This window comes from Lactiplantibacillus sp. 7.2.4 (assembly GCF_018991185.1).
In the GTDB taxonomy this organism is placed as follows: Bacteria; Bacillota; Bacilli; order Lactobacillales; family Lactobacillaceae; genus Lactiplantibacillus; species Lactiplantibacillus pentosus.
Genome location: NZ_JAGYGS010000008.1, coordinates 1 through 19,548, shown reverse-complemented (window position 1 = coordinate 19,548; position 19,548 = coordinate 1). Strand labels below are relative to the sequence as shown.

Sequence of the window (19,548 nt, the reverse complement as noted above, 5' to 3'; positions counted from 1 at the left end):
ACAACGCTCCCACTTGTTTTCTTAACCCTAGCAAATCTACTGGCAAGCGTCAATCGTTATGTTTAGCCTGCTGCCGATGCTGAACCGTCATCACCCACGTCGTAACGGGCACGACCAGGATGACGCCAATCAGTGAAAATAAAACCATCAGGACTTCGGCGACAAATATTTTATTATTGATGACACTGCCAAATGAGTAGTGTAACCCCGAGAACCAAATAAACAGGGCTAAAAAGCCACCAAAGAAGCCAAAGAAAAGCGTATTAAACGTCGTCCCGATAATCTGCTTACCAATGCTGATACCATCAATGTAAAGTCGTTTAGTTGGTAGCTGCGGATGTTGTGCCAAGATTTCACTCAATCCCGCCGCAATCGCAATCGCCGCCTCAGCAATCGCACCCAACGTACTCAAAATTGCTTCGGTGACCGCGACGCCAATAAACGAGACCCCGATTGCCAACGACATGCCTTCCAGGTCCTCACTGTCCTCTAGGCTAAATCCTTGGGCCATGATCCAATTTTCGACCGGAAAAATAATCAGGACTAAAATCACCATGACAATCAACGCCGCCATATAGGCCGGTTTGGCAGCGACCTCATTCGCCTCACCGAAGAAAATCGTGAAGGCTAAAATAATCGTGCCAATCACGAGTGAGACGCCCATCGCTGGAAAGCCCCACGAGATCAATACGACGGCCAAAAATAGCAAGCCAAAGTTAAATAGCAAACTTAGAAAGGCGGTCGCACCCGTCTTGCCGCCAATCAACGTCATCAGTCCGAATAGAATCAACCCAAGTACGGTAATCGTGTTCATGCGACCACCTCCTTAGGCATCAAGCGGCTGGCTAACCAACTGGCGACCGGAATCGCGAGGACGATCCCAATCCCAGAAATCAAGCTCTGAACCATCCCGAGTGACATGTTCATCGTGAAGGTGTAACCCCAGCTATTGCCGTTGCGCAAGTACAATAAGGTCATCGCAAACGTATCGGCCATAAAAATCAGAAAGAGCACGTTAATCAGTGGTCCCATAATTGAGCGGCCAATCTGAATGCCCGACTTAAAGACTTGTCGTGGGGCAATATCTGGTCGTTCCGTCTTCAGCTGAAAGAGTGACGCCACAATATCCGTGGATTCGTCCATAACGGCTCCCAGCGAGCCCAGAACCGTTTCAACCAAAAAGAGTGGCCGCGGAACCTGCGTCACATATTGCATCGATTCGTAGGTCACCCCGCGTTCATGGGTCACCGCAAAGACAATCAGACTGATAATCACAGCTAACCCGGTCCCGGCCATGGTCGCCCCCAACGTCACGACCATCTGGCGGCTGAACCCCAAGACCAGCCACAGTGTCAGAACGGCAAACAGCACCGCTAACACCCCGAATAGCAAGTAAATGTGACCCCCGTTAGTTGCGAGGTCGATTTGAATCGCCGCATAAAATAAAACGGCGTTTAGTGCCACGCTTAAAAACGCCATCAGCCCACTGAAACGCATGATCAATAACAGTAACGCAAGCGCTAACCACGCCACGAATGCGAGCGCGGTATCACGTTTGAGCCCCTGAATCGTGACTGCATTGTGCTGACTACTAGGAATACGTAAGAAGACTTGGTCGCCGACACGGTAGGGTTGATCCATCGCGCCAGACCGCGTGTAAGTATTCTTGATGCGATAAGTCCGACCCCGGTGCGCTTTGTTGAGGACACGGACCGTTACCATTTGGACCAGCGTCTTATCCTTATTCTCAAACTCATCCGTCGTCGTACTGCGGTCGGTGGTCTGAACATGGGTGACCTGCGCGACCGTCTGATGATAAAGTCCGGCGTTGACGCGGGTCAGCCCCACTCCAATCAATCCGAGGACAATCACCACGAGCGTCAACCACCAACCCCATCGCTGTTTGATTCGCTGTTTCACATTTTCACCTTTTTTCACTTCAATGGTTCTCAGTGTAGCACGCCCCCAATTGACGCACCGCTTTGAATCACAATCTTTACCAGAACCTAAGCTTCTACCTGGCAAAGTCAATGGGCAACTGGGGCTACCCGGTTCTGGCTTTGGCAAGCGCCATCACCGCTAACATCGGCTTTCAGTCTGCTTGCGCCTCGACTTGGACTCGGAGCGCTTTGAGCAACGCCACTTCGTCTTCATCGTGCAGACGTTGCGCTAGTTTGAGGCCCTTTTCAATCAGTGTCAACGCCGCTGCTGGCTGTTGATGGACACGCCATTCGTATACGGCAGTTAATTTGTAGTGCGCTAACGGCTGATGACGACGCAAAATCTGTTGGACGCCATCGTCCTGATACCAGGCAATAATTTGTGGTTCACGATGATTCGTGAGTAAATTCCAATATAACGTCGCATCTAAGTACCGCGCTAAATCAGCCGGTGGCAACGTATTAAAACTCGGTTCCAGCCGCGCCAAGCCTGCTAATAATTCAGGGGTATCGAGACCATGTTGAACGCCCCACGCCAAAATCAGCCAGGCTTGGCGAACGACCAAATAGTTACGATTGCCACCGTCTCTGGGCATCACGATCATGCTGGCGTCCAAATCACGCACACTTCCCGTCTGCACTTTGATGGCCGCTGCGACCGCGGTCACATAGGCCGCCGTCATCGCAGCAGTTGACGCACGCGCCTGCCGAAACTCCTGACCTGCCGTCGGATAGCCGTGCAAGTTCATTGGCAGTAGTTGAGCGGCCTTCAGCGTATTGACCCAAATCCAGATGATAAAGGCAAACAACCATAAGTCGAAGCTAAACTTGAACTGGTTCAGTGTAATCAAACTCAACATGACCGTTAGTAAGTTCAATAAGCCACCGCTAAAACAGTAAATCGCGTGATTGAAGCGTTTGGCATCCGCTGGCGGCATCGCCACTAGGTGCGGATGGCGCGTTAAGGGGCGTTCCAGCTTCCAATGGCCTTGAAAATGACTGAGTTGCAATCGAAAGCCTGCGATACGTACGATCCGCGCCCCAATCAGGCGAAACCCAATCCACTGGCCGAGCCAATAAATCAAGGTTGCACCCAACTCACTGGCGATCAACGCCAGTCCGAGCCATCCGACCGTTTCAATAAATTGTCCCACTACTTGCATAGGTTACCTCCTCGTAAATATTTCTAAATTTATATGTGGCGTACTCGTTTGATTCAGCAATCATTGGCCGTCCATGATACCTGCTGCAACGTCCTCGCGTCGGCGGCTGACCATTGATTGCTGGCGAGTCTGCTCCTAATTTGACCATAATACCAATTTCAATTATACGCGTTGTTCCGCAATTGAGATACTAGCTTTCCAGGCGCCAAATCAGACGATAAGTGTTCTCATTATAGCAAAACAAGCGACTGCCAGACGATGATAACGCCCGGAGTCGCTTGTTCAGTGAAGCTATGATAATTTTATTTATGTCGATAAATAATGACAGTGAATCGTGAACTGCACCAGTCCAAGTAACAATCTGACTTTTGTCTAACGCCGCCGATGTTTAACGACCGTAAAGAAGTGCAGAATCATCGCTAATAAAACGTAGAAGACGACGACAAAGACGCCGTAGTACGCCCAGAAGTTATTCAACGGAATAAATTGCTGGATTCCGGCCTCAATCCCCATTGTCAGTAATGCCATGACGGCAATCATAAAGAATAATTGAATATAACGTTTCACTGTACTGTCATCCCTTTCCTTCTTATGCGCAGCGCGTGCGCCCACTCGTTCACATTCGGCTTGCTTAGCCGCGCTAATCGTCTGCATGCCCCAAGTATTCGTCACCACAATTTCGCGTAGTTTAATTAAGCCACCCATTGTTAAAAACTTATCGAGCGTCTTAAACGCTGCATCGGTGACACCAGTGAGATAGTTTTCAATGCCACCCGCATAACAGTCCGTAATCGTCACATAGTGCTTGTTCTTAAACCGGTCTGGCACGGCATCACCAACCGAGTTAAACCGCGCGATTCGTCCCCGAAAACAGTCGCAAAAATTCTTCATGACCCCGGACAAGCTGCCCAGATAAGTCGGTGCTGCCAGGACCCAGACGTCTGCGGTTAGCAGTTTAGCTTCCAATTTGTCCAAACTTGGATTTAATTGGTTGTCATAATCTGGACGTAATTGGTAGTCATTGAGGTCGACAAGCTCGGTCTCAGCACTGGCCGACGCCCCCTTTAACACCGCTTTCAATAATTGAGCAGTCACCCCATCTGATCGATGAGCGCCCAATATTCCAATAACTTTCACCACAACCACTCCTTTTTGAATATCAAATATACTTATATTTTAACGCATTTCAACATAAAAATATGGTTATCAAACGAACAATAATCATTAAACCCGCTAATCGTATTTACTTTTAACAAAAAGGTTTGACAATCGATTAATGACTTGCTTTAATTATACATAAGTACGAACGTGCAAATAATACCTAGTCTACCTGACAACTTGTAGGCTTTCAATGTCTTATATTTTCCAAGGCCGGGCAAATCGCCCACGATTAAAGTTGTCACACCAACACTTAACACCTATTTTAGCGTACTGCCGATGGGGGAAATTGGCTCTTAAGTGTAAATTGAATTTGAAAGGACGCAGTCACCATGGCTAATTTTCAACAATCCGAAACGGCACTCACTGAAAGTGCCACATTAATCAATATTTTTGCCGAAAAGATTCGGCGTCAAATTATCATTGCATTGGGGAACAGTGATAACGGACTCAACGTGACGGATATTACTGCCCTGGTCAACATTTCGCGGCCAGCCGTGTCACACCACTTGCGCTTGATGCGTGAAGCCGGCGTGATCGATATGCGGAGCAACGGGGTCGAACATATCTATTTTCTGACCTTAACTGCGCCATTGCAGCAGTTGCAGTCGACCATTGCCACGTTAACAGCGGACAATGCCACACTGGGAAATGCTTAAAGGCGCCATCTACTAAAAAAGACCTGCACACTAGGAATTTACCTTGGTGTGCAGGTCTTTTTTAGTCCGGGTCAGTTACGTCAGCTTGGCTTGACCGAACCCGATTTTTATATTCATTAAGTCGTTACCACACTTACTGCAGTCGCCATCGACCGTGATTAAACACCACTTATTACCGATTCAACGCTTGCAAGTCTGCCGGTAATGGTGCCTCGAATTGCCGGGTCTGTTCGGCAAACGGGTCATAAAATTGCAAACTGGCCGCATGCAGCGCCTGGCGCTTGATCCAGGTCTGATTACCGTCATACAGAGCGTCGCCGAGCAAGGGATGTCCGAGCGCCGACAAGTGTACGCGAATCTGATGCGTCCGCCCCGTCACCAACTGGAGTCGAACCCGGCTAACGGCGTGCGCTAACGTCGACGTCTCAACCTTGTAGGTCGTGATGGCACGCTGTCCGTTAGCCGTGACGCCACGTCTCGGACTGTCATCTAGTCGGCCAATCGGTTGGTCGATCGTCCCACTGGCTGGCGTTAAAGTGCCTTCAATCCAGGCCAAATAAGTTTTGACTAATCGGTCAGCCAACTTCGGGTCAGTTAACATCCCCTGTGCCACGTGATGCTTAGCCACCAAAACTAACCCACTCGTGTCACGGTCTAAGCGCGTGATCAGATGGGGGCGTTGATTGGGTGCCTGGGTCGCAACCAAATAACCCTTGATGCGATTGACCAAGGTATCCTCCCGATTGCTGGGGCCCGGTACACTCGTCAGTCCGGCAGGTTTCTCGACCACCAGCCAATTGGCGTCCTCATATTGGACTTGGAGCGGTTGATGACTGACAGCGACCGTTTCATCCGCGGCCTCATCCGGTAACCGGATACCAGCAACATCGCCGGCATTAATGGTGATGACACCCGTTTTGACCTGGTCGTTGACCAAAAAATCGCCGGCGCCGTGTTTGATGGCTTTAATGGTCCGCATACTGATGCCATGCTGCGTCAAAAAACGCTTCATCGCTAGTGGTTCCCCGTGATGAGTCCAAGTAAATTGCATCGTTATGTCACCCTTCTCTTCAAATTACACGCCAACCGTTAGTCCGTCGCAGGTGTTTCAGCTTCGGTTGCCGCTTCAGCGTGCGCTGCTGCACGAATCGTCGCCATAAAGGTCTCACCATATTTTTCAAGCTTGCTAGCACCGACCCCTTTGACGGTGAGAAAGGCCTGATCATCTTCTGGCATGACTTCACACATCGAATGCAGCGTTTTGTCAGAGAAAATCACGAACGGTGGAACGCCCTGTTCTTCTGCCAATTGTCGCCGCAATGTCCGCAACTGTTCGAACAACGCACTGTTTTCAGGAACCGTCTGTTGAACGGTTTGCGCCGTTTTCCGGTGGACCGTCGTGTTACCTTTTAGCACGTCGACGCCACTCGCCGTTACCGTTAATGTCGGATATTGCCCGCCAACCGCTTGTAAATACCCACTGGCAGTCAAAAAGTCGATCAGTTCAACGACGGCTTTTTGGCGCTGACCGGACATTAAGCCGTACGTTGACAGGCCTTCGAGATGGGACTCGCGGATACGCTGATTATTGGCACCCGTCAAGACTTGCGCCACGACCCCTTTACCGAATCGCGAGTGTAGCCGCACAACACACGACAGGACTTGTTGGGCCGCCGTCGTGATGTCTTTAGCTTCCCGTTTATCCGTACAATTGCTACAACGCCCGCACGGCTCCGAGTCTTCACCAAAATATTTCAAAATAAACTGCTGCAGACACCCCTGCGTATTCGCATAACGCGTCATCAATTGCAGCTTGCGATAGGCCAAATGGCGGTGTTCCGTGTCCATTTCGGATTCGTCAATGAAGTAATGTTGCAGCTGAATGTCGTTAGGCCGAAACAGTAAAAGCGCTTCACTCGGCAGGCCATCCCGTCCAGCACGCCCAGCCTCTTGATAGTAAGCCTCCAGCGTTCCAGGCACCTGCGCGTGAATCACGAACCGGACGTTGCTTTTATCGATGCCCATCCCAAACGCGTTGGTCGCAACCATCACGTCGACACGGTCATATAAGAAATCTTCCTGATTATGCCGCCGTACTTCAGGGTCCAACCCAGCATGATAAGGGGTCGCATTGATGTGGTGTTTTTGAAGCAGGCTAGTGAGTCGCATGACTTCCTTACGGGTGCTGGCGTAGATGATGCCGGCTTCCCCATGGTTCACCTTTAAATAATCCAGGATATAGCGGTCCGTATCCTGATCCTTGACCACGGTCAAATCGAGATTATCACGCGCAAACCCGGTATTGACTTCATGTTGCGGATCAATGGCTAACCGACCGCAGATGTCAGCCGCCACTTGTTCGGTCGCGGTTGCGGTCAGTGCGAGCACTTGCGGATGAGTCGGCAACTGCTCGATCGCCGTACTCAACGCTAAGTAACTCGGCCGAAAATCGTGTCCCCATTGGGAAATACAGTGGGCTTCGTCGATTGCCAATAGTTGAATCGGTAGCCGCCCGAGCGCCTGAATGAAGTATTCTGAGTCCAACCGTTCTGGTGCGACGTAAAGCAAAGTATAGTCACCAGCGCGCAGTTCTTGTAACCGCTCATTGATGGCTTGAAAATCAAGTGAGCTATTGATAAACGTCGCGGCAATGCCGTTGTCATTTAGCGCGTCAACTTGGTCCTTCATCAAGGAAATCAAAGGTGACACGACGACCGTGATGCCTTGAAATAGTAAGGCGGGAATCTGATAACAGAGTGATTTACCCCCACCAGTTGGCATGATGGCCAGCGTGTTTTCACCAGCTAACACTTGTTCAATGACCGCTTTTTGCCCGGGACGAAATTCATCATACCCAAACGTTGTCTTCAATACTTGCTGTGCCGCCGCTAAGTCAATCATCGCAGGTACTCCTCCTTTTTGGAATTAATACTTTCATTCTACCGAGAATGGGACGCCATGACAAGAAGTGGCCCCGTTACCAACTAAATACGTCAAAACCATCCAGATCCACGAAAAGAAATAAAAAAACCTCTCCCACCACTGGAAAAGGTTCGGATAGGCTTAACGTTCCGCATGGCGTTAAGCCTCGTGACAGCCGTCGCTTCTATGTACAACGCTGTGTTTAGTCTCGTTTTGGTCGGCCGCGGTGATCAACCAATCCTTCCATCCCCCGTTGCCGGTATTTCCGTACCCAGGTATACACTTGGGGGTATGAAACGTTGAAATGCTTGGCGGCTTCCTGATAGTCGTTGGCATGGTCCAACGTATACTTGACGATTGCAATTCGCTCTTCTAACGTGACGCGTCGTCCTCGATCCATGGCGCACGGCCTCCTCTCATTCACTAACTTTTATCATACCAAGACTTGCGAATTTTTTGTAGCATTTTTCCAACGAGTTTATCGATTCATTATTTTTTCAAGCAAACTTCACGACTGCTCAGGGGTCGATAGTGATCGTCTTAAAATAATTTTGCAATCGGATCGATTTTACTTGCATTTTAGAACGTATGTTCGTATACTCGATAAGTAAGGTGATGATAATGACGATTCAATCAGAAAACTTAACGGTTAAATATTTGAATAAGAGCAAAATTCTCAAACTAGATCCATTTATGCTGTATTTACAAGTGATACCCGTGGGCGATACAACCGCAAAGCCGATTAATTGTATCGTCGTTCACCATGCGTTAACACTATTCTATCAACTAAAACCCGATGCGAAACTCGCCTTATACGGCCACTATAATTCCCGTCATCAATTTGTTATTACTAAATTTATGGTCCAATCTGCAGTGCAAACACTGGCAAGCTAGTACGTCAAACAGCTAGAATGAAGATACTTAGATCAGAGGAGCTGTGTATATGATGCCAACTAATCTAACTCTACTTGAACGTAAAATTTCCAACAATCTGAACTGTCTCTATTTCGTTGACCATCCAGTCTATCGTATCCAGAAGAACCATCAGCTGGTCCTGGCACCTGAATATGCGAGCGCTGGTCGCGTGACTGCAATCAGTTGCGACGACCAACAACGCTACCATATTGATTTTGAAGCCACCAAGGAGCTTGTCCTGACCGAAAAAAAAGTGGTCAAAGTGACCAATAACATGCTTGAACAAAGCACGAGCCAGTTTTTGGCGACGCTTGGCTACCAGTTCGTGCCTAACGAACCAGTCGGTAGTACTGAGGCTGCAGCCTCGATTCCCCAAATGTTGCCCGCTGCTTCACCATTGTCTGAAGCACCCACCAGCTATATCGTCATTGATTGCGAGTTCGGCACGCTCTTTCGCAAAAGCGGTTCGTCTAAAGCCATCAGCTGGCGGGTTCAGGATACTGCTGGGACTCATGCCAGTATTTTCCAACTTAGTGCCATCGGCTTTAGTCAGCACCACCAGACCGCGCCCTTTTTCAACCGCTATTTCGACAACCCCAATTTTTTACCTGACAAAAAATTAGCGGGTTTAGCCGAGACTGGGCTAACGATGGCCGCCTACGAAGCCCAAGGCGCCCCACTCACAGTACTCAAAGCGTTTATTCAACAAGTCATTCAACCCCAACTGCCATTAGTCTTCTGGGATCAGACCCAGGACATCAAGCATATTCGCCTGTTATTAAGCGAGTATTATGCACAACTGACTACGTCTGAGCAAGAACTGGTCCAACAACCCGTCGTCATTTTCGATGCGCAAGCTTATACGAACACGCTCATCAATCGCGGCAATCACAAGAGTGGCAACCACGACTTACCATTGAACGGCTTGGCGGCCCTATTCAGCATCACCAATCCCCACCAGCACAATGCGATTTGGAATGTTCAGACAACTGAACTAATGCTAGTTAAGCTCGCCGAGCTCAGTCATCAACCCGTTCAAATTACCGCGACACCGAAACCACTCTCGACCATTGTGCCACTGCAAGCTTCGCATCCTGAATCAACAACTGAAACAGCCTCGCAGGATGACACCAATGAGCACCGCGCCAGTTACGCGCAGGTCCATCAATTACGTGCTCGAGGCAAGACCTATCGTGAAATTGCAGCCGTCACCGGTTTTAGTATCAGTGGCATCAATTACATTCTCAAAAAAGCCCGTCCTATCCGGACTAGTTCAGAAAGCGTATAATGATATTAATAGCTTAAAAGGAGTGTTTTTAATATCATGGAAAAACGTATTAAAGGTTCATGTACCACGATTTTAGTCGGTAAAGATGCCTCAATCGATGGCTCCACCATTATTTCACGGAATGATGATGGTCACGAAGCGCTTGACCCAGAACGATTAGTTGTGGTTAACCCAGAAGACCAACCACGTCACTATCAATCAGTCATCAGTAAGGTCGAAGTTGACCTGCCAGACAATCCGATGCGCTACACGTCGATTCCAAACTCAATTTTGACTAATGGGACTTGGCCCGCTGCCGGAATCAACAGCGAGAACATCGCAATGTCTGCGACTGAAACCATCACCACCAATTCACGTGTGCTCGGTATCGATCCGTTCGTTGCTGGTGGAATCGGGGAAGAAGACCTATGCACCCTCGTCTTGCCTTACATTCACAGCGCTAAGGAAGGGGTTACCCGCCTCGGCAGCCTGCTTGAACAATACGGGACATACGAACCAAACGGTATCGCCTTTTCTGATAAGGACGAAATCTGGTGGCTTGAAACCATTGGTGGTCATCACTGGGCTGCTAAGCGGATTCCTGATGACGCCTATGTGGTTGCGCCTAACCGCATGAACATTGATGACTTTGACTTCAATGCGGATGATACGATGTCTTCAGCTGACCTTGAACAACTGATTGCCGACTATCACTTGAACCCAGATTTTGACCGCGTCAACTTACGGCACATTTTCGGTAGCGCCTCAATCAAAGACACGGTTTATAACAACCCGCGGGCTTGGTTTGGTCAAAAATACTTCACGCCAGATGTTGAACAAGATCCAATGGAACAAGACTTACCATTCATCTGTCATGCGAACCGGAAGATTTCTATCGAAGACGTTAAATTCGTGCTCAGCTCTCACTTTGAAAACACGAAATACGACGTTTATGGCAGTGGCTCTGAAGCCGACAAGACCCTCTTCCGGCCAATCGGGATCAACCGGAACCACGATGTTCACATTTTGCAAATTCGTAACAACGTCCCAGCAGCGGTTGCAGGAATTCACTGGCTCGCATTCGGTGCCAACACCTTCAATACGGTGGTCCCATTCTACGCCAACGTCAATGACACCCCAGCCAGTTATAAAGACGCAGATGGCACTTTCAACCTTAACCACATGTACTGGTTAAGTTGTACGACTGCCCTCCTCGGCGATACTGATTACGACTTCTACGTGGATATGCGTAACAGTTATGAATTGGAAGCCATGAGTGCCTACCGTAAGATTGAAAATGACACCGACGCCGACTTGACGAATCATCAAGACGTCACGGCCTACTTGGAAGCTGCTAACCAACAGCTTGCTGACACGGCCATGAAGCTGCAAACCAAATTATTGGGTGACATGGTCATCGCCGGTTCTGAAAAAATGAAATTACGGTATAATTTGAACGATTAATTAAGCCCGGTGTTATCCCGTTTTGACTGAGATTCGCATGGTGTTTTTATGAGACCTAACTAATTTATTTTTAATTTAGTGGTTTACAAATGAAAAAATCGTGCTAATATAAATGTCACAAGATAAAAAACGGAGGAAAGAGGAGTACGATTAGTCAACCTGCCAGTGAATCGGGAGTGAGTGGAAACCCGACCAGAACTTGACTAGTCCGAAAAACACTTTCTTAGTTGCTAACTGAAATAACCTCGTTAAAGTAGGATTAGCCGTTAACCGGTACGTTACCATCGGTGGTGTATGTTTGTACACTATTTTAGAGCTGGTTTACAATTAGGTAAACAACTTGGGTGGTACCGCGAAAAAGTCTTTCGTCCCTTGATAATTCAAGGGATGGAAGGCTTTTTTCTTTTATCCTGTAACCAAAATTAGAACTTATTTTAAAGGAGACCACGCACATGCATTTAATTATTCCAAAGGATTACGATCCTAAATTATCCGTTAAAGAAACGCAACAGGTCATTCGTTACATCCGTGAAACTTTCCAAGATGAATTTGGGAAGCAACTCAACTTATCCCGGCTTTCAGCGCCAATGTTCGTTGAAAAGAAAACTGGTCTGAACGATAACTTGAACGGGGTCGAAAAACCGGTCTCCTTCACCATGCAGGACATGGGCGACGAACAAATCGAAATCGTGCACTCCCTTGCCAAATGGAAGCGGGTCGCCCTCAAGCGGTACGGCTTTGACATGCATGAAGGCTTATACACGAACATGAACGCTATTCGTAAAGACGAAGATTTAGACAACTACCATTCAGCTTACGTTGACCAATGGGACTGGGAAAAGGTCATCGGCAAAGAAGAACGAACCGTTGAAACCCTTAAGGCCACTGTTCGCCAAATCTTCAAAGTCATCAAGCATATGGAACATGAAGTTTGGTACAAGTTCCCACAAGCAGTGCACCACTTACCAGATGAAATCCACTTCATGACGACTCAAGAACTCGAAGACATGTACCCAGACATGACGCCACGCGAACGCGAAAACGCCATCTGCAAGAAGCTCGGTTGCGTCTTCTTGATGCAAATCGGTTGGAAGCTTGACTCTGGCGAACGTCATGACGGCCGCGCCCCTGACTACGATGACTGGAAATTAAACGGCGATATTCTCTTCTGGTACGAACCATTAGACCAAGCCATTGAAATCTCAAGCATGGGTATTCGGGTCGACGCTGAATCCATGAAGAAACAATTGAAAGACGCTGACGCTGAAGACCGTTTGAGCTTACCTTATCACCAAATGATCTTGAACGAAGAAGTCCCTTACACGATCGGTGGCGGGATCGGTCAATCCCGGCTCTGCATGTTATTACTCGGCAAAGCCCATGTCGGCGAAGTTCAAGCTGCCCTTTGGCCACAAGAAATGATCGACCAATGTGCTGCACATAACATTCACTTGCTTTAAGATTGGCTTGCTGACACCTAACTTGGCGGTTGAAGTGCTTTAGGCGTGACGATTGCTTAGACGTTACTGACCTTGGACTCGAAGTGCGCTAGATGTATCACGTGCTTTGCTGACTGAACTTGTGATTCGGACTGTTTTAGATAAGTGGATTGCTTCGTTTACTGAAGGTGTGACTCGAACGGTTTTAGACCTAGCAGCTGCCACACTTACCAGTCAGCATTTCAACTCAAGTGCCTTACTGAGTAGTCTTGCGTTGACAGTAGAAATTCACGATGCCGTAGAACGTCGCTTTCGATTGCCGCTTCAAGATGGTTGCTTGGATTGTTGCGTAGATTCGCCATAACGCAACAGAACACACCGACTTAATCCGGCACTAACAGATACCGCAATTCGTTCGCTTCCTACAGTCAAACAGCTAACCAACGGTGTTTTCATTTTCAAAATTTAAAGTTCCCTATCCGACGTTATGCGGGTGGGGAACTTTTTTATCTATTTTTGTTGACAAGCAACAATTGTCAGAATATAATGTTGCTTGTCAACAAAATCAAGGAGCTGTTTAAAAATGACAAAATTATTAATGATCAATGCTCATCCTCATACCACGGTACCGAGTGCCTCGCTTACCGTCGCGGCTAGTTTCAAAACCGCCTACCAACAGGCCCATCCTACCGATGAAATCATCACACGTGACCTTTACCAAGACGGTGTTCCGGCCTTGAATGATACGACCTTCGAGGCTTGGCGGAAACAAAAATATGGCGAAGACTTAACTGCCGCTGAAGCAGACTTACTGAGCCGCCACGCCGCATGGCTAGATGAGTTCTTAGCCGCAGACAAATTGGTCTTCGTTAACCCAATGTATAACCACTTTCTGCCGGCCGAACTCAAACAATACCTTGATTTGACGGCAGTTGCCCGCAAAACCTTTAAATACACCGCAACCGGCCCAGTTGGTCTGCTCACTGACAAGCGTGCGCTCCACATTCAAGCTGCCGGTGGCTATTACCACCAAGCGGATGGCCACAATCAAGCCGAAGCTGGCGACCCGTACCTGCGCGACATGCTGGCTTTATATGGCATTCAGGATTACCGCACGATTTTTATTGAAGGCTTAGACCAATTTCCAGAACAACGCGACCAAACGATTGCGAATGCCAAAGCAACCGCGGAAAAACTCGCCGCTGACTTCTAAAACCAGTATAATAATAGTAATATTAATTCTCGTGTTAACACGATGACAATCCGTCAGCCATTGATATCGTCAACCTGACGCAAGACCATAAGGGGGAACCAACGATGGCAACATCCGCAGAACAAGCGATTTTAGCACAACTCAAAATCATTCGAACCAAGCGTGCTTCAACGACTGGTGAGCAAAAATGGCTCAAACAACACATCAATGAAGCCAATTTGCGTCGCTTGTTGCCGGATATTTCAATCGTTGGTCTCCACTTATTATCAGCGTTAGAGGCTGGGCCGCAAACCGGGATTGATTTAGCCACCACGCTGGGCGTCACTCGTGGTGGCATCACCCGCGCAGCCAAGCGTCTGACGAGTCAAGGCCTGATTGGGTCGTTCCAACAACCTGGCGACCACAAGAAGATCTTTTATCGGCTCACCCCCAGTGGTCGCAAGCTAGCGCACTATCACGACCAGATGCACGCGGCTCGTAATCACGAGGCAGTCTCGATGTTACGCGAGCATTACTCTGCGGAAGAGCTGGCTGTGATTCAACGGTTCTTGCTAGACTTGACAGGCTATGAAGATTAAGGTGACGAAACCCACGTTGTCCGACCAAATTCGGTTAGGACGACGTGGGTTTCGTTTTCGTGTTGTTGCTGACGATTCCTGTGAATGTTAATTATCAGCGATATTTAGGCCGCGCCAACTTTGATGGCTGCAGCTTATTTTTCTGCGATACTGTTCTGCTGTTACAATGGACACCCCTCGTTAACCGGGCCCTATTTGAATCAATAGGCGTAACTGATTGTTTACTCCACTGGTAGATTGCTCACAACCGCCACAACGCTTTTTAGCAGCGAGCTAAGATTGCGTCTCAGTATGAAAATGTTGATACAGCGATTGCCCTTCGACTAGCAGTGCCACAATTTGTTGCGGGTCATCTACTGTCACACCTTGTCGCTGCAAGAAGCTGACGAATTGCGGTAAATAGTCGCTGGCCTTGAGTGCGCATTCCAATGGGTAAGTCTGTGTGGCGGTCTTAATAATCAGTTGAAAATAATCCGGATTGAAGTCAAACGGTGACACTCGTTTGCGACACCGATAACTAATCGTCACGCGTTGTAACTCCGTATAAGGTATACGTATGCACTTACGACGGTTGAACACAATCTGGCGAAATTTTGCCCAAGTCGCTGTCGAATACAGATTCAACTCAATGGTGGCTGATTGAATCACCCAATAATTATCAATTGCCACGGGAACCACGACGATCATCCCTGCAATATACAGGAGCGCGAAGGCCCACCAAGGTTGATAACCGAAGCCCGTAAATAGTAGTGAAACGAATAACCAAAATAATGCGAGACCTACTAAACGGCCAAAGCTCAATCGTCGGCCAACCGCATATGGTTTTGGAAAGAACGCACTTCCGCGGACCAGTTCATCTAGAGATAGATTATACAAATCAGACAGTGCCATCAGGTTATCAATCGATGGAATCGCCTTGCCTCGTTCCCACTTAGAAACTGCCTGAGTGGTGACAAATAACTTGGCCGCCAATTGTCCCTGTGTCAATCCATGCTGACAACGACGCGTTTTCAATAATGCTGCGAGTAACATTGGATCGCCCCCTCTTTAACTTTAGCTTAATCCCCGGGCCAGATTGAGCCAATCAACTCGTGGTTGTTTCGTCGGAAACACTGTTTATTGTCATCTTTGTGCAGACTGGTGGTTCAATCTGCTGATTTGTCAACTGAGATTTGCTAGATTGGCTTCAATTATTCAAATGAAACTGATGCCATTATTTCCCGGGTAATCATGGCATGTGACGTAACGTGATGAACGATACTTTGTGGCATGTGCAGCATGCGATAATTGGGATGCTGTTGCCATCACACAAGCAGCGATCAACGCTAGCATGCCTAATCATCCATCACAACTAGAGCTGTTCTCCTATCACTAGTTTCCGTCCGGTTCACCTATCTTAATCATACCGCATAGGTCACCAAAAATGTTAAGTACATCGGCCAAAACTCGTTTACACGATATTAATACAGCCGCAATACATCGATATTGAATCAGGTATCCAAAACTTTCTTACATGGTTTTGAATTCATCTCTTTAAATATCGCAATACACGTGCGCGTTTTTCAAAATGCGTTTCTCAAAAATTCTGACTCACTCCCAGTAGATGCGTCTAATTCAGAAGCACCCGAAATATAAATTATAAAATTGACACAAAAGTCATTTTATTAATAACAGAAAATTGTATGTTTAATTTCAAGACCTTCCACCCCATTGCTTGACCAGTCTGGTATTGCCGACACAGTAAGCTTAAATTCAAAAATACCGAATAAATAATTAGCTATCATTTGATAGACTAACTTCATGAACAATGTTACCCTTAAATTGTTAAACAGATTATATAAAGCTTTCACAAAGGAGTGGGGATCTTTTGAAAACACCTATTTTAAATACACGCCCTCAGCCACATCAATCACGCTGGCTCATCACTAGTGCCACAACAATGTTACTGACCGCGCTAACTCTCGGTAGTCACTCGGCTTATGCCGATGAAACAGCAACTACCGCCGATAAGACTCATGAACAGACAAGTAGTCAAGTCGTACAAACCACGAAATCGTCTGATTCGCGGGTACCGTTAAAAGTATCTACTGCGCAACAGAATACACCTACCAAAAATGCAAGCGCTACCGATACCACTGTAGATACCAATGACGCAACTGATTCAACTACAAAACCGACGACATCTGACACGACTGATACTTCGATGGCAACCGGAGATCACGAAAAATCCATCAATAAAGCGGATGATTCCACAGACAAGCCAGGCGACAACACCGTGGCATCGACTGACAATCATTCCAAGTCAGAATCCGAACAATCAGCACCTTCAACAGCTACTTCAACCACAACAACTAATGGCGCAACGCCTTCAACAAACAGCAATAATCGTCAGACCACAGCCAACTCAACAGCTAAGTCAGTCACCACTAGTCAAACTGACACGGCTCAAAAAGCAACGACGGCACGGACCACTCGTTTGATGTCCCCAAAAGCACAAAGTATAACCCAGGAAAATATTAATGACTGGATGCCGAACACCCGCCTGCAACAAGAAGTTTTGCGCCAGTTACGCGCCCAGAATCCGGATCGTACTTGGAACGCTGCATCAGACATCACCAAAGATGACATGCTGTTGCTGACCACTTACTATGGTAAAGACACTTATATTGACGGTAAAACCTCCTACTCATTAGAAGGTTTACAGTATGCGACCAATCTAACCACCGTTTGGCTCAATAATAACTTGAACGCCCCTTCTGGTAGCTATTACAGTGATGTCACCGACATTTCACAATTAGCCGACTTGCAAAAACTACAAGTCGTTAATATCCAGCAAAACCGAATCACTGATATCTCTCCGTTAGCCAACTTAAAGAATTTGACAGAAGTTGATGCAGCTTATAATCATATCTCTGATTTTTCACCGCTAAAAGGCTTCAAAAATCTGAAAGGCACATTTAGCAATCAATTCATTACCTTACCTCCCGCTTATATTAGTGAGCAGAATAACACCGCCACGCTTGATATTGATTGTTATCTACCAGATGGTACCAAGGCTCAATTGAAACCAAATGGTGGCGTGGGCGAAACTGTTTTCTACAAAAATGGTCAACTATATGTACGCTGGTATTTCAATGGTGCGGGCGGAGGTAATTATGACAGCGACGGTCATATTTATTACACGAATATGAAGCCTCAGCAACCCGGTCTATCTGATCCGACCTTTCAAGGAACTACCGTCATTCCAATGGATGATTATTACTTCATGACGGCTGCAAGTGACGGTAATAACTTTGTCGTTGTCCGCCCATATGTCTTGGCTGCCACGGCAGCTCCCGTTACGGTCAAATATCTCGACGCCCTCACTGGTGAATCTTTGGTGGCAAACGACCTAACACTAACCGGTATCGTTGGTCAGCCTTACTCGACACAACGCATTGATGATGAACTACCAAATTATCGTTTTACCAGCATCGTCGGCAGTGCCACCGGTACCTTCACGGCAGACTCACAAACCATCACCTATTACTACACGCGTAAAGATGCTGGAGACATCACAATTCACATGGTTGATACTGAGGGGAACCTCCTCCACGATGCACAAGTACTGCCTGGAAAACATAATCTCGGGAATGCTTATAACCTAGAAGCCCCCGCATTTGCTCATTTCAACTTACAATCAACTAACGGTAATGTGAGCGGAGTATTCACGACTGACCCGCAAGCCGTCACGTTTATCTATGTCCGTTTGGATGCCGGTGATATCACGGTGAAGTATCAAGATAAGAATGGCCAACAATTACAAGCTGACCAAACCCTCTCTGGTGTACAATCACTCGGGAAGTCCTATACCACCCAACCGGTCGACATTGACAATTACACGGTCGTGACTCCTCCAGCAAACGCAACTGGCACCTTCACAGCTCAGGCGCAGACAGTCATCTACGTCTACGCCCGTCGTGATGCTGGCCAAATTGTGGTTAAATATCAAGATCTCAACGGTAACCAACTGGCTGCTGATAGAATTCTGGACGGTAAAGAACAGCTGGGTGCAGCATACAAAACTGAAGCAACTTCAATTCCTAATTTCCGCCTAGTTTCCACACCAGCTAACGCAGAAGGAATTTTTTCAGCTGACACGCAGACCGTTATTTACCAATATGCTCGCTTAAACGCAGGGCATGTTACTGTGAAGTATCAAGATGCCAATGGCAACACTTTAGCCCCCAACGAGGTCTTATCCGGTGACAACCAACTAGGGCTTCCCTACCAGACTAGTGCCAAGATCATTGAAAATTATCGTTTAGTTCAAGCACCGGCGAACGCTTCTGGCCAATTTAGCGACCAGGCAAAAACGGTCATTTACGTCTATACCCGTGCGGATGCGGGCGATATCACGATTCAGTATTTGGATGAAGCTGGCAAGCAATTAGCCGCAAACAGTATTCTAACTGGCCAAGGCCAATTAGGTAAGCCTTATGAAACTTCACCACTAAATATTAACGGCTACACTGTAAAATCAACACAGGGCAACACGGCTGGCACCTTTACCGCTCAACCTCAACGGATCGTTTATATTTACGAACGGACTGCTGGCAAAAATGTGACAGCTAAGTATCAAGATGCAAACGGTCAGACCATTCATCCTGATGTCGTCCACTCTGGTTATTTAGGCGATAACTACACGACTGAGCAACTGGATATTGATGGTTACACCTTCAAGAGCGTTCAAGGTGAAGTCACTGGGACGTTTGGTACTGCCGCTAAAACTGTGACTTACGTTTATGAACGGACCACTGGCAAAAATGTGACGGCTAAGTATCAGGATGC

16 protein-coding genes are annotated in these 19,548 nt (G+C 47.4%); 8 read left to right on the top strand and 8 right to left on the bottom strand.

The features are described from left to right. Positions 1-49 precede the first annotated feature (49 nt). The 4 genes from KGF70_RS04240 to KGF70_RS04225 form a co-directional block, all read right to left on the bottom strand. Positions 50-814: a YibE/F family protein gene (locus KGF70_RS04240; RefSeq protein ID WP_050339013.1), complete on the bottom strand. Its 765-nt coding sequence runs from the start codon at positions 812-814 to the stop codon at positions 50-52. Beyond that, positions 811-1,920 carry a YibE/F family protein gene (locus KGF70_RS04235; protein WP_225367043.1) on the bottom strand — a complete coding sequence of 370 codons (1,110 nt, stop codon included), beginning with the start codon at positions 1,918-1,920 and terminating at the stop codon, positions 811-813. The genes KGF70_RS04240 and KGF70_RS04235 overlap by 4 nt, the downstream gene beginning before the upstream one ends. 172 nt (positions 1,921-2,092) lie before the next feature. Further along, a complete protein-coding gene (locus KGF70_RS04230) occupies positions 2,093-3,103 on the bottom strand; it encodes a hypothetical protein (protein ID WP_216767682.1) in 1,011 nt (336 codons plus the stop codon). A gap of 372 nt (positions 3,104-3,475) precedes the next feature. After that, on the bottom strand, positions 3,476-4,240 hold the full coding sequence (locus KGF70_RS04225; protein WP_216767681.1) for a flavodoxin family protein: 765 nt from the start codon (positions 4,238-4,240) through the stop codon (positions 3,476-3,478). Positions 4,241-4,593: 353 nt separating this feature from the next. Here KGF70_RS04225 and KGF70_RS04220 point away from each other — a divergent pair, with 353 nt between their 5' ends. Continuing rightward, the gene (locus KGF70_RS04220; protein ID WP_050339017.1) at positions 4,594-4,920 is read left to right on the top strand and encodes a metalloregulator ArsR/SmtB family transcription factor; all 327 of its coding nucleotides are present in this window, start codon (positions 4,594-4,596) and stop codon (positions 4,918-4,920) included. Between the two features lie 172 nt (positions 4,921-5,092). Here the strand turns inward: KGF70_RS04220 and KGF70_RS04215 are convergent, their stop codons facing one another. The 3 genes from KGF70_RS04215 to KGF70_RS04205 form a co-directional block, all read right to left on the bottom strand. After that, the gene (locus KGF70_RS04215) at positions 5,093-5,971 is read right to left on the bottom strand and encodes an RluA family pseudouridine synthase (RefSeq protein ID WP_216767680.1); all 879 of its coding nucleotides are present in this window, start codon (positions 5,969-5,971) and stop codon (positions 5,093-5,095) included. A gap of 38 nt (positions 5,972-6,009) precedes the next feature. Further along, a complete protein-coding gene (gene recQ, locus KGF70_RS04210) occupies positions 6,010-7,821 on the bottom strand; it encodes a DNA helicase RecQ (RefSeq protein WP_216767679.1) in 1,812 nt (603 codons plus the stop codon). 223 nt (positions 7,822-8,044) lie between these two features. Beyond that, on the bottom strand, positions 8,045-8,242 hold the full coding sequence (locus tag KGF70_RS04205; protein ID WP_050339020.1) for a helix-turn-helix domain-containing protein: 198 nt from the start codon (positions 8,240-8,242) through the stop codon (positions 8,045-8,047). A 221-nt stretch (positions 8,243-8,463) separates the two neighbouring features. On the opposite strand from KGF70_RS04205, the gene KGF70_RS04200 reads away from it, so the two are divergent. The 6 genes from KGF70_RS04200 (at position 8,464) to KGF70_RS04175 (ending at position 14,718) form a co-directional block, all read left to right on the top strand. After that, a complete protein-coding gene (locus tag KGF70_RS04200) occupies positions 8,464-8,736 on the top strand; it encodes a hypothetical protein (RefSeq protein ID WP_225351365.1) in 273 nt (90 codons plus the stop codon). A gap of 49 nt (positions 8,737-8,785) precedes the next feature. Further along, positions 8,786-10,045 (top strand): hypothetical protein, encoded by a 1,260-nt coding sequence (locus KGF70_RS04195; RefSeq protein ID WP_216767678.1) that lies wholly within the window; start codon positions 8,786-8,788, stop codon positions 10,043-10,045. A gap of 36 nt (positions 10,046-10,081) precedes the next feature. Next, positions 10,082-11,488 carry a C69 family dipeptidase gene (locus KGF70_RS04190; protein WP_216767677.1) on the top strand — a complete coding sequence of 469 codons (1,407 nt, stop codon included), beginning with the start codon at positions 10,082-10,084 and terminating at the stop codon, positions 11,486-11,488. 452 nt (positions 11,489-11,940) lie between these two features. After that, positions 11,941-12,948, top strand: a complete 1,008-nt coding sequence (gene asnA / locus KGF70_RS04185) for an aspartate--ammonia ligase (RefSeq protein WP_216767676.1) — start codon at positions 11,941-11,943, stop codon at positions 12,946-12,948. A gap of 562 nt (positions 12,949-13,510) precedes the next feature. Continuing rightward, the gene (locus tag KGF70_RS04180) at positions 13,511-14,140 is read left to right on the top strand and encodes an NAD(P)H-dependent oxidoreductase (RefSeq protein WP_216767675.1); all 630 of its coding nucleotides are present in this window, start codon (positions 13,511-13,513) and stop codon (positions 14,138-14,140) included. Between the two features lie 104 nt (positions 14,141-14,244). Beyond that, positions 14,245-14,718, top strand: coding sequence for a MarR family winged helix-turn-helix transcriptional regulator (locus tag KGF70_RS04175; protein ID WP_216767674.1), 474 nt, complete (start codon positions 14,245-14,247; stop codon positions 14,716-14,718). A gap of 273 nt (positions 14,719-14,991) precedes the next feature. On the opposite strand, the gene KGF70_RS04170 is transcribed toward KGF70_RS04175, so the two are convergent. Further along, on the bottom strand, positions 14,992-15,750 hold the full coding sequence (locus tag KGF70_RS04170; protein WP_216767673.1) for a helix-turn-helix domain-containing protein: 759 nt from the start codon (positions 15,748-15,750) through the stop codon (positions 14,992-14,994). Positions 15,751-16,585: 835 nt separating this feature from the next. On the opposite strand from KGF70_RS04170, the gene KGF70_RS04165 reads away from it, so the two are divergent. Next, a partial coding sequence (locus KGF70_RS04165) for a MucBP domain-containing protein (RefSeq protein WP_216767672.1) occupies positions 16,586-19,548 on the top strand: 2,963 nt, incomplete at its 3' end.

What these genes read in the sequence shown, in the direction of transcription:
- KGF70_RS04195 (WP_216767678.1), top strand. Translation starts at nt 8,786, where the DNA reads ATGATGCCAACTAATCTAACTCTACTTGAACGTAAAATTTCCAACAAT.
- recQ (WP_216767679.1), bottom strand. Translation starts at nt 7,821, where the DNA reads ATGATTGACTTAGCGGCGGCACAGCAAGTATTGAAGACAACGTTTGGG.
- KGF70_RS04240 (WP_050339013.1), bottom strand. Translation starts at nt 814, where the DNA reads ATGAACACGATTACCGTACTTGGGTTGATTCTATTCGGACTGATGACG.
- KGF70_RS04170 (WP_216767673.1), bottom strand. Translation starts at nt 15,750, where the DNA reads ATGTTACTCGCAGCATTATTGAAAACGCGTCGTTGTCAGCATGGATTG.
- KGF70_RS04190 (WP_216767677.1), top strand. Translation starts at nt 10,082, where the DNA reads ATGGAAAAACGTATTAAAGGTTCATGTACCACGATTTTAGTCGGTAAA.
- KGF70_RS04220 (WP_050339017.1), top strand. Translation starts at nt 4,594, where the DNA reads ATGGCTAATTTTCAACAATCCGAAACGGCACTCACTGAAAGTGCCACA.
- KGF70_RS04180 (WP_216767675.1), top strand. Translation starts at nt 13,511, where the DNA reads ATGACAAAATTATTAATGATCAATGCTCATCCTCATACCACGGTACCG.
- KGF70_RS04175 (WP_216767674.1), top strand. Translation starts at nt 14,245, where the DNA reads ATGGCAACATCCGCAGAACAAGCGATTTTAGCACAACTCAAAATCATT.
- KGF70_RS04205 (WP_050339020.1), bottom strand. Translation starts at nt 8,242, where the DNA reads ATGGATCGAGGACGACGCGTCACGTTAGAAGAGCGAATTGCAATCGTC.
- asnA (WP_216767676.1), top strand. Translation starts at nt 11,941, where the DNA reads ATGCATTTAATTATTCCAAAGGATTACGATCCTAAATTATCCGTTAAA.
- KGF70_RS04215 (WP_216767680.1), bottom strand. Translation starts at nt 5,971, where the DNA reads ATGCAATTTACTTGGACTCATCACGGGGAACCACTAGCGATGAAGCGT.
- KGF70_RS04230 (WP_216767682.1), bottom strand. Translation starts at nt 3,103, where the DNA reads ATGCAAGTAGTGGGACAATTTATTGAAACGGTCGGATGGCTCGGACTG.
- KGF70_RS04200 (WP_225351365.1), top strand. Translation starts at nt 8,464, where the DNA reads ATGACGATTCAATCAGAAAACTTAACGGTTAAATATTTGAATAAGAGC.